The organism is Pedobacter jeongneungensis (genome assembly GCF_039538295.1).
GTDB classification, from domain to species: Bacteria; Bacteroidota; Bacteroidia; order Sphingobacteriales; family Sphingobacteriaceae; genus Pedobacter; species Pedobacter jeongneungensis.
Window position 1 is genome coordinate 296,711 of record NZ_BAABBY010000007.1, and the last position, 14,284, is coordinate 310,994.

The 14,284-nt window shown below is 38.8% G+C and carries 11 protein-coding genes; 4 read left to right on the forward strand and 7 right to left on the reverse strand.

Annotated elements, in window-relative coordinates; translation table 11 throughout:
• Positions 1-64 precede the first annotated feature (64 nt).
• Complete coding sequence (locus tag ABD769_RS15500) at positions 65-1,366, reverse strand: HAD-IB family phosphatase (RefSeq protein ID WP_344852306.1); 1,302 nt, start codon at positions 1,364-1,366, stop codon at positions 65-67.
• Entirely contained in the window at positions 1,366-2,328 is a 963-nt protein-coding gene (locus ABD769_RS15505; protein ID WP_344852307.1) for an NAD-dependent epimerase/dehydratase family protein, read from the reverse strand. The genes ABD769_RS15500 and ABD769_RS15505 overlap by 1 nt, the downstream gene beginning before the upstream one ends.
• Positions 2,329-2,399: 71 nt before the next feature.
• Between ABD769_RS15505 and ABD769_RS15510 the strand changes: the two genes are divergently transcribed.
• The 3 genes from ABD769_RS15510 (at position 2,400) to ABD769_RS15520 (ending at position 6,123) form a co-directional block, all read left to right on the forward strand.
• Positions 2,400-3,581 (forward strand): formimidoylglutamase, encoded by a 1,182-nt coding sequence (locus tag ABD769_RS15510; protein ID WP_344852308.1) that lies wholly within the window; start codon positions 2,400-2,402, stop codon positions 3,579-3,581.
• A 137-nt stretch (positions 3,582-3,718) separates the two neighbouring features.
• Positions 3,719-4,879, forward strand: a complete 1,161-nt coding sequence (locus ABD769_RS15515; RefSeq protein ID WP_344852309.1) for an ATP-binding protein — start codon at positions 3,719-3,721, stop codon at positions 4,877-4,879.
• A 98-nt stretch (positions 4,880-4,977) separates the two neighbouring features.
• Entirely contained in the window at positions 4,978-6,123 is a 1,146-nt protein-coding gene (locus ABD769_RS15520; RefSeq protein ID WP_344852310.1) for a redoxin domain-containing protein, read from the forward strand.
• Positions 6,124-6,210: 87 nt separating this feature from the next.
• On the opposite strand, the gene purD is transcribed toward ABD769_RS15520, so the two are convergent.
• The 5 genes from purD to dcd form a co-directional block, all read right to left on the reverse strand.
• The gene (gene purD, locus ABD769_RS15525; RefSeq protein ID WP_344852311.1) at positions 6,211-7,482 is read right to left on the reverse strand and encodes a phosphoribosylamine--glycine ligase; all 1,272 of its coding nucleotides are present in this window, start codon (positions 7,480-7,482) and stop codon (positions 6,211-6,213) included.
• Positions 7,483-7,604: 122 nt separating this feature from the next.
• Entirely contained in the window at positions 7,605-8,480 is an 876-nt protein-coding gene (locus ABD769_RS15530; RefSeq protein WP_344852312.1) for an SDR family oxidoreductase, read from the reverse strand.
• Positions 8,481-8,608: 128 nt separating this feature from the next.
• On the reverse strand, positions 8,609-9,370 hold the full coding sequence (locus ABD769_RS15535; RefSeq protein ID WP_344852313.1) for an enoyl-CoA hydratase/isomerase family protein: 762 nt from the start codon (positions 9,368-9,370) through the stop codon (positions 8,609-8,611).
• 174 nt (positions 9,371-9,544) lie between these two features.
• Positions 9,545-12,235: a carboxypeptidase-like regulatory domain-containing protein gene (locus ABD769_RS15540; protein ID WP_344852314.1), complete on the reverse strand. Its 2,691-nt coding sequence runs from the start codon at positions 12,233-12,235 to the stop codon at positions 9,545-9,547.
• A gap of 782 nt (positions 12,236-13,017) precedes the next feature.
• Positions 13,018-13,554, reverse strand: a complete 537-nt coding sequence (dcd, locus tag ABD769_RS15545) for a dCTP deaminase (protein ID WP_025143422.1) — start codon at positions 13,552-13,554, stop codon at positions 13,018-13,020.
• Between the two features lie 71 nt (positions 13,555-13,625).
• On the opposite strand from dcd, the gene ABD769_RS15550 reads away from it, so the two are divergent.
• Positions 13,626-14,273, forward strand: coding sequence for a 4'-phosphopantetheinyl transferase family protein (locus tag ABD769_RS15550; protein ID WP_344852315.1), 648 nt, complete (start codon positions 13,626-13,628; stop codon positions 14,271-14,273).
• Positions 14,274-14,284: the final 11 nt, after the last annotated feature.

Consider the following 14,284-nt stretch of genomic DNA (forward strand, 5'->3'; position numbering starts at 1 on the left):
CTATCTCAAGACAGATCTCTCGACTACGTTGCCACTCCGCTCGAGATGACGTTAACTACGGGAACTAATACAGCACCCTAAACTTTATCGTTTGTTCGATCTTTTTAAGCGATTTAAACAGCTGTTTATCATAATGTGCATTAATATCGGTAATGGCGTAGCCTATTTCAGGGTTAGTCATTAAAAACTGGCTCACAATATTGATATCGTGTTTAGCAAAAACTGTATTGATTTTCGCCATGATACCCGGAACGTTTTTATGGATATGGATCAGGCGGTGCGATTTCTCAATTTTTGGCAGTTGTAAGTTTGGGAAATTGCTGCTCAAATATGTTGCGCCGGTATTCATAAAATCAGCAACCCTTTTAGGGATAAAATCGATATTTCGCGGATTATTTTTCGGATCATCAAAAACCACAATACCCTGTTTGGTACAAAGGTTCAGGTCTATTTTATTTTTAGCATAGCCTAAATAACCGATGGTTTTCAACTTGGCAGCATTTTTTAACTGCTCTTTATCTATTTTCTCGCCATCGGCCAAAAGGATAATGCCAACATCTTTTACATATTTCTCTTCGAACGAGGTTTTATGACGGATAGATAAACCATCGTTTTTAAGAATAGAAATGGTTAAAGGGTCAACCTCACCAATTACCAGACAGAGAATCCTGTTTTTGGGATAAGAAATTGCACGGGGCAGATCGTTCACATATAAAAACTCATCGAAACTTGGCGTAACATGATCTGCTTTCGAAACAATGCTTTCGCGGGCAATATTTTCTGTAAAAGCAAAAAATTTATTAATGATACCACTTTCACGCAGCTGGAAATCAGAATAGCCATCACCAATCCCGAATAATTCGCCTTCCAGTTTTAAATGCTGGAGTAATTTTACTTTTCCGCCTTCTTCACTCAGGGGGTTGGCATGGTCGTAATCGATAATTTTACCATCGCCCGTGGTTACAAAGGTATTGGCGTAAATATTCTCCTTCTTAATATGGTACTGGCTTACTACAGGCGTAATAAACTCTTTAAATCCGCCCGAAACGATCAAAACTTCATCTGCGTGTTTTTTAAAAAACTCGGCATTACGCGAAAAAGAAGTAGATACTTTCTTTTTTAAATGCTTGATAAGTTGTTTCAAATGATCTTCGTTTGCTTCGAGCAGTTTAACGCGTTGTGCTAAACTTTCGGAGAAGGAAAGTTTCCCTTCCATGGCAAAATTGGTATAATCTTCAATTTTTTGGAAAATCGCTTCTTTATCTGGGTGGTTCCTGAGCGAAATCCTTGCAAGTTCATCGAGTGCTTCTACCTGGGTAAAGGTACTATCAAAATCGATGATGTAATAGGCTTTTTGTTTGGGCATTATCTTAAATGTTGGGTAATTTCTCTTATACTTTCGGCAACAGGTTTAAAAACTATACCGGTTTCCGATTTTACTTTATCATTGTTATAATAACTTAAGGTTACGCTACTTTTTGCGGCATCTTTGGTGATGGAAGGCTCTTTTCCGGTAAATATAGATGCAAATTTTAAGGCTCGCCAGGCGATACCAAGCATCCATGGCTTCGCTTCTTTGGTGGGGGCCTTAACTCCAAAACCTTGTGCAATTTCGCCGAATAAATCTTTATAATGATAATCGTCAGCTGAAATAATATAACGTTCTCCCGAAACTTCAGCATCCATTAATATAATCATTGCCTTGGCTACATCTTCTACATCAACAAAACCCGATGCGCCGTCAGTATAAAACGGGAAACCGCCTTTTACCAATTTAAAAATCGCTCCGCTTCCTTCAAAACCTGCATTTTTTCCGATTATTACCGATGGATTAACGATAATAGCATCTAATCCTTCCGTTATGCCCCGCCAAACCTCCATTTCGCCCTCATATTTGGATAATCCGTAGGCATGCGCTTTTGAATCATACTCCCAAAAGTCTTTTTCATTAATTTTCTGACCTTTTTTAGCATTGCCAAGCGCAGCAACCGAACTTACATGCAACAACCGGCAGTTATTTTCAGCACAAAGGTTTACAATGTTCGAAGTTCCCTCAATGTTTACATGAAAAAGCTGTTTTTTATCTTTAGCGCTTAATGATACAAATGCGGCGCAATGGTACACTTTGGTAATCCCCTCAAATGCATCTTCTAAAGCTGATGGCTCATTAATATCAGCCACAAACCATTCGATTAGGGAGACATTTTGAATGAGGGCAGGAATTTTGGATTTCTCCCGCCTTAGCGCCCGTACCGCTAAACCTTTATCAGTTAACTGTTTAATTAATTCAGATCCTAAAAATCCAGTTCCTCCGGTTACCAGTATCATTTTATTTTTTTCGGGCTATATGTGGAAATACGCATTCAAAAATAGATATTTGAGCCGAGAGTTTTAAATATATGTCATTAACGGATTTCTTTTCCCCCATTAACCCCGATAGTTTTACGCCTAAGCAAGGATTTTTTACAAGTCAGCTGGGTTTAAAAGCACATATCTACACAGAATCGTTTCCTGATTTTGAGGAAAATACTTATGATCTAGCCATTTTTGGGGTGCTTGACGGAAGAGGTGCGGTTAATAATGAAGGTACTGCCCTGGCTCCGGATTATTTCAGGGAGAAATTTTACAAACTCAACGAAGGCGCTTTTAACAGCAGGATTGTAGATTTAGGGAATATCAAACACGGCGCAACCATTGCTGATACGTATATCGCCATTAAAATGGTGGTTTCTGAACTGATTAAAAAAGACATTATTCCTATTATTATTGGCGGCGGACAGGATTTAACCTACGGCCAGTACCTCGGTTATGAAGATTTAGAGCAGAAAGTAGACCTGGTTGTTATTGATAACCAGTTTGATATCGGCGACGATGACCATGAAGGTATTGCTACCCGATCGGATTGTTACCTGAACAAGATTTTTCTGCACCAGCCCAATTACCTCTTCAACTTTAGCAATGTAGGTTACCAGACTTATTTTGTAAACCAGGAAAGTTTGAGCGTAATGGATAAGTTATATTTCGATGTGCACCGTTTGGGCGAGTTTGCACAGGATATTACGTTAACAGAACCCATTATCCGAAATGCAAATATGATCAGTTTTGATATGGGTGCCATCCGCTCTGCTGATGCTGCTGCAAATGCCAATACTACGCCAAACGGTTTTGATGGTGAAGAAGCCTGCCGCATTGTGCGTTATGCAGGCATGAACGATAAACTAACCTCAATTGGGTTTTACGAATTTAATCCGGCTTATGACAACAACGGACAAACCGCTTTCTTACTGGCACAAATGGTATGGTATTTTGTAGAAGGTTTTTATGCCCGTAAAAAAGATTTTCCGTTAACACCGAAATCGCAGTTTATGATTTACCGCACGAGCTTAAAGGATGGTTCGGGAGAAATGATGTTTGTAAAAAGTAAAAAATCAGACCGTTGGTGGATGCAGGTTCCTTATCCCTCAGGACAAACCAAAAATGAACGTTATCACCTTGTGCCCTGCAGGTATGATGATTACCAAACCGCGGTTAATGGCGAAATGCCCGATTTGTGGTGGCGGACTTATCAGAAACTGAATTAAGTTTGTGTAATTTCAAAGTAGAAACTGTGTAATTTCAAATTGTAGGTTGTGTAATTTCAAAATGAAAGCTGTGTAATTTCAAAGTGAGAGTTGTATATCAGTTGCTTTTTTTGTAATATTGTATAAAATAACTAGCTATGCAACAATTAGTTAAAAGACATATAAGCAAACATATTGAACAGCAAAAAAGCAAATTCCCTATTATTGCTGTTACTGGTCCCCGGCAATCAGGAAAAACTACATTGTTAAAGAATATATTTAGTGATTACAGATACATTTCGCTAGAAAACCCGGATGTTAGGGCTTTTGCAACCGAAGACCCTAATGGTTTTTTAAGTGAATATAATAATAAGGTGATCTTTGACGAGGTGCAAAGGGTTCCGATACTCTTTTCCTATTTGCAGGGCATAGTTGATGAATCTAAAATAATGGGACAATTTATTTTATCGGGTTCACAAAATTTTCATTTAATGCATGGCATCACACAAAGTCTTGCAGGAAGGGTAGCATTATTTGAACTTTTACCTTTCGATTTATCTGAACTCAAGGCCAGCAATTTAGTTGAGGATTCATATGCTGAGGCCTGCATTAAAGGTTTTTACCCTGCTATATACGATCGTAATATAGAACCTAATGTGTATTTTTCCAATTATATACAAACCTATGTAGAAAAAGATGTTACTGAGCTTTTAAATATCAAAGATTTAAGAACATTCAGAACATTTATCGGGTTATGTGCTAACCAGGCTGGTCAATTAATTAACCTAAGCGCACTGGCTAATGCCTCTAATATATCACAGCCAACGGCAAAAAACTGGCTTTCTCTTTTGGAAAGCACTTATATTGTGTACCTACTGCAGCCATATCATGAAAATTTTAATAAACGTTTAATAAAAACACCTAAACTTTATTTTTACGATTCAGGATTATTATGCCATTTACTAAAAATCAAAACCAGCGAAGCCCTATCAAGAAACAGGCTAAAAGGAAACATCTTTGAGAATATGGTAATCGCAGAATTCCAAAAACAAAATTATCACAACTACTTAAATAATGAATATTACTTTTGGCAAGATAGCCATGCCAACGAAGTAGATCTGCTTCAACCAACAGATGAGGGGTTCAATGTATTTGAAATAAAGGCTACACAAACAATTACTTCCGACTTATTTAAAAACATGAATAAGTTTGAAATGATTACAAGTCCAAAAAAGGCAGAAAAAACACTTATTTATGGCGGATTAGAGAACCAAAAGCGTAGTCAGTATAAAATATTAAGTTGGAAATCAGCAAAATAAAGGCTACGCTATAATAAAAGAATATATCATAATTTTACACAGCAATTTACGTTAAAGCGGTACAGATTCCTATATTTGAAAAACGATAACTAACCCCCATGAAAAAAATATTATTATCTGCAATGGCCTTATTGCCGCTTGCAGCACTTGCCCAAAAGCCATTTACAGTTAATGGCAATATAAAAGGATTAAAAACCGGAGATAAGGTTTATTTGATTTATCAAGGCGATGGCAAAAATGTTACCGATTCTACAACAGTGGCAAATGGTGTTTTTGCATTTAAAGGTACGGTAACCGACCCGACACAGGGCGGCCTGTATTTAAACAAAAACCCTTTTGTGAAGCGCCCGGCACAAGGTGAAATATTAGATGCCCTATCACTTTATTTGGAACCGGGAGCCATTAAAATAACCGCTAACGATTCTTTAAAAAACGCAACCATTACAGGTTCTGTGGTAAACGATGATTCTAAAAAATTAAAAACCTTAACCAAACCTGTTGCCGATAAGCTTGCAGCAATTAATGCAGAATATGCAGCTTACACCCCGGAGCAGAAAAAAGATAAAGCGCTTATGGGAGCTTTGGGAGAACGTTACGAAAAAGAAGCTGCAGGAATGACTCCTTTATTGCTTCAATATGCAAACAGCAACCCAAAATCTTACATCAGTTTAAGTGCAATCGGCCAGTTGGCTTCTGATCCTGATCAGGCAGTGGCAGCAGAAAAAGCTTTTGTTTCATTATCACCCGAACTAAAAGCAACAGCAACAGGTAAACGAATTGCCAATATATTCGACGCGGGAAGAAAAACAGCAGTTGGTGCAATGGCAATGGATTTTACCCAAACTGATACCGCCGGAAAAGCAGTAAAATTATCAGATTTTAAAGGTAAATATGTTCTGGTTGATTTCTGGGCATCATGGTGTGGTCCATGCCGTCAGGAAAACCCAAATGTAGTAGTTGCTTATAATAAATTTAAAGATAAAGGCTTTACCGTATTAGGTGTTTCATTAGACCGTCCTGGTAAAAAAGACGCCTGGTTAAAGGCAATAGCTGACGATAAATTAACCTGGACGCATGTTTCTGATCTAAAATTTTGGGACAATGAGGTTGCCAGGATGTACGGTATCCAATCAATTCCTGCTAATTTCTTAATTGATCCAACAGGTAAAATTATTGCCAAGGGATTAAGAGAACAAGCTTTACAGGATAAACTTCAGGAATTATTGGGAAGTAAATCGAAATAAGAATTAGCTGTTAAGCAATAGAACAGAAAATAAGAAACCCGCTGATTATTAAAATCAGCGGGTTTCTTTTTATGTATGCTTTTTGACTTAAATTAAATCAAAGCCTATATCTTCCCTGAAATATTTACCGTCGAAATAAATTCTTCCGGCATCGGCAGTTGCCGATTGTAGGGCCGTAAATAAATCTTTCTGCAAACTGGTGATGGCGATTACTCTGCCACCGTTGGTTTTTACCACATCGTTTTCTAAAAGTGTTCCGGCGTGGAAAGCATTAGAGTGGCGCAGGTTTTCAATTCCACTTATGGTTTTACCTTTAAGGTAGTCGCCAGGATAACCACCTGCAACAATCATAACCGTAGCAGCAGTCTGGTCAGAAATGACCAGATTCACTTCGTTCAATTTTTTATTTGCGGTTGCTAAAAACAGTTCTACCAGATCGTTTTCTATCCTTGGAATTACACTTTCTGTTTCAGGATCGCCCATACGTGCGTTGTATTCTATCACAAATGGCTCTTCGCCAACTTTAATCAACCCGAAAAAGATAAATCCGGTATAATCGATATTATCTTTCTTTAAACCTTCTACCGTTGGCTTAATAATGCGTTCTTCTACTTTAGCCAAAAACTCAGGCGTAGCAAAGGGAACCGGAGAAACCGAGCCCATACCACCTGTATTTAAGCCCGTATCGCCCTGGCCAATACGTTTATAATCTTTAGCCGAAGGTAAAGTGATATAATTTTCGCCATCGGTTAAAATAAACACCGAAAGTTCAATTCCACTTAAAAACTCTTCGATAACCACGGTTGCACCAGCTGCACCAAATTTACCGCCAAGCATCAGTTTTAATTCTTCCTGTGCTTCAATAGTTTCGGTGCAGATCAATACACCTTTACCAGCCGCTAAACCATCAGCTTTTAAAACAACCGGTAATGCATGGTTTTGAAGGTAAGCCAAACCATCTTCCAAAGTTTCGGGGGTAAAAGATTTTGAAGCCGCGGTTGGAATACCATGACGCTCCATAAATTGCTTAGAAAAATCTTTACTTCCTTCTAAAATAGCACCTTCTTTTTTAGGTCCGATAACGGGAATGTGTGCAATTGCTTTATCAGCAAGGAAAAAATCATGAATACCATTTACCAGAGGTTCTTCAGGCCCAACCACAACCAGCTCGATGTTTTCGGTAAGCACCACTTTTTTAATGGCATCAAAATCGTTCACATTGATGTTGATATTAGTACCATATGCTCCTGTACCGCCGTTTCCCGGAGCAATAATTAGTTTATCGCAGTGCGAAGACTGGCTCATTTTCCAAGCGAATGCGCTTTCTCTGCCGCCTGAACCTAAAAGTAAGATATTCATATGTGGCAAAGATAAATAAAAATGTAAGAGGGAAAATGGAAAAAGATGGAAGAGGGAAAATGTAAGATAGACAATGTGCTAAGCGACTGGAAATCCCTCCATCATCCATTTTACATTTTACTTCATTTGGCGCTTCTCGTCATTTGCTCCAGCATATCCCACATTTCGGTTGGAATAGCCTCTAATCCGTTCATTTGACCGGCGCCCTGTAACCATTCGCCACCATCAATGGTGATTACTTCCCCGTTGATGTATCCGGAGAAATCGCTTACCAGAAAAGCAGCCAGGTTAGCCAGTTCCTGATGATCGCCAACCCTTTTTAAAGGCACACGGTTTTTAAAGTCGAATTTTTTGGCTAAATCACCAGGTAATAAACGCTCCCATGCGCCTTTGGTTGGGAATGGGCCTGGTGCAATGGCATTGGTACGGATCCCGTATTTACCCCACTCAACGGCTAATGATCGGGTTAAAGCCAAAACACCACCTTTTGCACAGGCAGATGGCACTACATACGCAGAGCCTGTAAAGGCGTAAGTGGTAATGATATTTAAAACGGTTGCAGCCTGTTTTTCCTTGATCCAGTGTTTACCGAAAGTAAGTGTACAATTAACGGTTCCTTTTAATACGATATCGATAATAGATGAAAATGCATTTGCAGATAAACGCTCGGTTGGGGAAATGAAATTACCCGCAGCATTATTCAATAATACATCTACTGAACCAAACTTTTCCAAGGTTTTGGCGAGTACATTTTCTACCTGTTCAACCTCCCGCACATCGCAGGCTATTGCCAATACTTTACCACCGGTTTTTTCTTCCATTTCACCGGCGGTTTTTTGTAGTACATCCTGCTTACGGCTGGTGATTACTAAATTAGCCCCTAACTTCAGGAAATAAACACCCATTGCTTTTCCCAATCCTGTTCCACCGCCTGTAATTACAATGGTTTTTCCTTTTAAAGCATCTTCTCTGAGCATTGGTGAATTATAATTGAACATGGTATTTTGGTTAATTGTGAAATTGGTTAATGGTTGAGATTGGTTAATCGGTTAATTGTTTAAACTGGTTAACTGTTCATAGCGGATTGCCAGCTACGAACTGTCAATTAAAAACTGTTAACTGAAAACTACTTTCTCTGTAGGTTAGCTAAAATGGTTTGTAAAATATGGCGCGTTGCCGGTGACCACCATTGGGCCAACATTTTTTCTAAAGCAGCAGATTGATCAGCAGATGCAGCAGCAATAAGTTCTTCGCGGATATTCAGTTTACTTTGCGACCAGGTATTACTTTCCTGTTCCATAAATTTTTTAATCTTGCGTTCGGCCGCCGTTAATAAACTTTCGTTCTTTACCAGCTCATCTATCAAACCTGCCTTTAAAGCTTCTTCGGGATTATACAATTTACCCGAAAGCAAACTACGGGTTGCTTCGGCTTTGCCAATCCAAAAAGCATATAACTGGAAAATACTGTTGGGAACGATAATACCTACGGGAACTTCGTTTAAGCCAATGATATACTGGCCTTCGGCCATAATGCGGTAATCGCAAGCTAAGGCCATTACACAACCACCTGCCGGACTATGCCCGCTAATTGCAGCTACCATTGGCTTTTTAAAGGAAACCATATTGGCTGTGAAGCCTAAAAACAATTCCCAGAACGATTTTGCTTCTTCTTCGTTATAATTATAAAGCTCTACCAGGTCTAACCCTGCAGAAAAGAATGGTGCTGTTCCGGTTAGAATTACGCCGCCAATGTTATCATCGGCGGCAATATTTTTAAGCATATCATCCAGTTCAGTAATCAGTTCGCGGTTTAATGCGTTTGATTTTCCCCGGTTTAAGGTAATGGTTGCTAAACGGTCTTTAACACTTACTTTTATTGTATTCATATTGTAATTAGTATCAAGGTCCAAGTATTAAGTATCGAGATTTCGAGTATTGAGTATCAAGATTTGAGTATTGAGATTCAAGTATCGGGTATCAGGATTCAGGTATTGGGTATCAAGACAATTATGCTAAATATAATTATGCATGCATACTAATTCAAATTTATCTATTTTTTGCTATTTAACATCATAAGTGTAAACTTTTCTGCCCAAATGGCCCGCAGCATCGATGCCTTCAATTACAACCCGGTAGTTTCCAGGTTCATCCGCATTGTAAAATTCGAACTTGGCTTTTCCGTCTTTATCTGCAACCACCTGTGGATTCCAGTAAATGGTTGTTCTTAAATCGGCTCTGCTGGCTGAGCTTGCTGAATCATATTTCGGAGAGTAGAATTCTCTGGAAACTGAAAATCCTTTAGGGTTTAAGGTTACAATGCCCGGTGCGTAACGGTTGGTACTTCTGCCTCCATCGCCGCGTTTGGTAGTGATAATGATTACCCCGCCGCTACCCTGCGAACCATAAATTGCGGTGTTGCCAATACTTTTTAACAGTTCGATGGTTTCAACATCTGATGGAATAACGTTATCCAGAAAATCGGCCTCCATTTGCATTCCATCTACAATAATCTGAACCGGAGTGTTTTGGCTACGCATTAAATAAGGTACGTTGCCTCTAAAAATTACGCCTGGTAAACGCCCCTGTAAACATTGTGATAAAGTTACACAGGTTGATAACTGATCGGCCGTCATTACATAATCGGCCCGGCCTGCACCATTTAAGTTCGATGAGTTTTTAGCCGGATTTTTCTTTTCGGTAATGGTAACCTCTTCTAATTTTATGGTTCTTTCAAGCAGTCCTAAACGCGTCATCTCATTAAAATAGTTGTCGCTTTCTTTAATGTATTTCATCAGGGTGTTGTTCACATTGATGTCGATATCTGCACCGTTTTTATTTTTGGTTACAATTTGTCCGGGAACTATATCTAAATTAATATCTACAAACTTCCTTTCTGTTTTAGTCCTGGCCTGCACCACAAACTTTGTACTATCGCCAAAACTCAGGTTATCGAAAACAAATTTTCCTTCAGCATTAGTCACCGTATCCAGTATATACATGGTGCCCTTTGTTGCCATCAACATCACTTTTCCACCGGGAACTGGTTTATTACCTTTGGTTATGGTTCCGCTAATGGTAATCGATTGTTCGGGCTGGTAAGTAATATTCGGGCCTACATTATTGATGATATTTTTCCAGATAAACCTTCTCCATCCCTGGGTAAGCATCAGGTTATCCAATTCTTTTTGGGTTTGAAGATCATCTTTCAGAAAATAATGGTTAGGTTTTTCAACATACCCGGTCAGATCGGAAGTAAGCAACAGGGAAGTAAGGATATTTGATTCGTTATCTTCATCCGGAGCCACTTTACTAGCATTGGTAACGGCTACTGAAAAACTACCCAAAACCGGCTGACCGTTATTAGCCGCATCGAAAGCAAAGCTGGCTTTTCCTCTTTTAGTGGTTGCAACCTGAGCTGAATTGAGTGATAAATCGATCAGGTCGGATTTTTTATTTACAAAAATTAAGCGTTCGGCAATTGGCTGGTTACTGCCAGAGAACAAAGTAAACTGAACAATACCTGCAGGCAGATTCTTTTTAGGGATATTAGCCACCAGTACCTGTTTGTCCATTTTCGCTTTCGAAACATAATATACATTGCCGCCATGCTGTGCCACCACTTTTAGTTCTTCGCCATTAACCAGATCGGCACTGCTCATAATTTTAAGCACTACTTTACCTGTATCGAGGCTATTTACGGAAATGGTATAACCACTTTTAACGGATGCAGGAAGCTTTATGGTTTTTTGCGATCCATCTTTAAATTTAATCTTTGCTGAATATGATTTTCCAGCCTGGCTGTTAAAAACAAAATTCCCCATACCAAGGTAACTGGTAGCAAAATTGGTTACTTCGTTTCCCGTCTCATCTACAATCATACCTTCAACATCTTCTCCCCTGCCATTAGAATTTACCGCTTTTAAGGCCACTTTCTGAGGCAGCTCTTCTATTAATGATCCCCCCTCTGGCATAAACTGAACATCTACATCATTCGAGGTTGAAGTAATCGGGATTGATTTGATTACTTTTTGTTTATTATCCAGCGTAATGGTGGCCACAATCTTCCCCGATTTGTTCTGGAAAGACTGATTATTGGTGAAACTGATCACCGCATCGCCGGTTTGGCTGGTTTTGGCTTTTCCTTTGGCAACCGAACGATAATCCAGCTGCACATCATAACTTACATCATTTTCGCTGTAAGCCACGCCATTTTTATCTTCGAAGTGAACGGTAGCCGTTACTTTATCAGTGTTGTTTTCTTTTGTAAAGTTGTAGGAGGTTTTTGTAAAAACTTTGTTAGCCCAGCTATTTCCAATCTTGATTGTTTTATCGAAGAAGAATTCTGTACCAAAATTCCGCATATAATTGGTGTATGCCCTGATGCGGTAATTACCCTCGCCAAGCGAATCGGTAAGCTTAAAATCGCCCCATGTGATACCACCCATAATAGGCAGTTTAACCATTTTTTTAAGGGAATCTTTTTCGTTAATCAGCTCTACATAAAGGATTTTACTGATGTTTGATGGTTCGGAAGTTTTAGTGTTTACCACGTACGCTTTAAACCAAATGTCGTCACCAATGGCATAATAAGGCTTATCTAAATGAAGGTGGACTTTTTCCTGGGGATATTTGCTGGTGTAATCTTCGAATTTTTGTAAGAGCTGACTAAAGGGATCATCGTCCATTTTAAATGCGGTAAAGCCGATTAATAAACAGACAAAGCTGAGTGCGAGAATAATTCTGGGTTTCATGTGGTTAGGTAAAATAAATAAGCCTCAAGGTACAAAACCTCCTGCATACTTTTATGAAGTTACCGTGAAATTTAGTTGGGAGCGTGGGGTTGGGAGTTTCGGTTGGCAATTGGCAGTTTTCAGGCAATCAATATTTTCCCGCAGATATAAAGATAAACGCTGAGTTGCAGTTGGTGGTTTGCAAATTACAATTCAATTACCAATGCTCAAATCACAATATCCAAAACATAGCGATTGGCTTAGCAATATAACAATCGGGCAATTGCAATAATACAGTTAACCCATTCCCCAACCATTAAGAAGTTAAGAAAATTAAGGTTTTAGCAATTCACAATGAAGCAATACAACAATCGGGCAATTATAATAATACAGTTAACGCATTATCCGACCATTAAGAAGTTAAGAAAATTAAGGGTATAGCAATTCACAACAAAGCAATACAACAATCCGACAATTGCAATAATACAGTTAACCCATTACCCAACCATTAAGAAGTTAAGAAAATTAAGGTTTTAGCAATTCACAATAAAGCGATACAACAATCGGGCAATTGTAATAATACAGTTAACCCATTATCCGACCATTAAGAAGTTAAGAAAATTAAGGTTTTAGCAATCACAATAAAGCAATACAACAATTTAGCAATCGCAAAAATACAGTTAACGCATTATCCGACCATTAAGAAGTTAAGAAAATTAAGGTTTTAGCAATTACAATAAAGCAATACAACAATCGGGCAATTATAGCAATGCAGTTAACCAATTTATACAATTAACCAATCCCTAAAACTTATTCTTCCACATCATGCTTTCTACCGGCCTGGTGGTTTTATTATTGTATTTGGCGTTTCCTTTCGAGTTGTACATGGTTTCGATATTGCCTTCAACTGCGAAATAAATCAGCTGCCCAATCGGCATTCCGGCATAAATTTTAACAGGCTGCGCTACTGATATTTCCAGCGTCCAGGTGTTGCAAAAGCCTACGTCACCTTTACCTGCAGTGGCGTGGATATCAATTCCTAAACGGCCGGTACTGCTTTTTCCTTCTAAAAAAGGAACGTGTTTGTGTGTTTCGGTATATTCTAACGTTACGCCCAGATATAACACCCCAGGGTGAAGAACGAAGCCATCTTTAGGAATTTCGAAATGTTCGATTTCGTTATGCGCTTTAGCATCGAGTACACGGCTTTTATAGGTGGCCAGGTATTTCCCTAAATGAACATCATACGAGTTTGTGCCTAAACATTCGCGTTTAAAAGGCTCGATGATGATTGTACCCTTCTCAATTTCTTCTAATATCCTGCTATCAGATAATATCATTTTTATGCGTATTTTTGGCCTAAATTATCATTTATTTAAGATAATTTTGCATGTAATCTCCAATTTAATCAATGCCAATCGTTTACAACAAAAATATTGATCAGCATTCTGTTTTAGCCATCTGGAAAATTGAGGAAACGGAAGAAGAATTGTTGGCCGGACTGCAGCTTAAGCAGCATGAGCGCGATATCATTTCCTCGCTAAACAGCGGTAAAAGGCTTCTGCATTGGCTAAGCACAAGGTTGCTGTTGAGAACAATGCTTAACACCACAGAATATATCGATTGCCAGTTTGATGAGCATGGTAAACCCTATCTGGTTAATTTTGATTACCACATTTCTTTAAGCCACTCTTACGATTATGCGGCAGTAATGATTAGCAAAGACCATCCTGTGGGGGTGGATATCGAACTGATCAAACATAAAATAAAAAGTATAAAACATAAGTTTTTGAGCGACGTAGAACTTGCCCAGAAACAGATTGGTGATAATACCGAAGGTTTGTATGTGGCCTGGTGTGCCAAAGAGGCGATTTACAAATGGCATGGTAAAAAGGGGCTTGAATTTAAACAGCATATCCACATTAAACCTTTTAAACTCAAAAGTGAAGGTTCTTTAAATGCAATTGTTGAGCTCCCTAATGGCACCCGCGAGCTCAGCGTAAATTATTTTAAAACCAAAGATGGCTACATGTTAGGTTATGTAACGGGCAATTCTTAAAAATATACAGT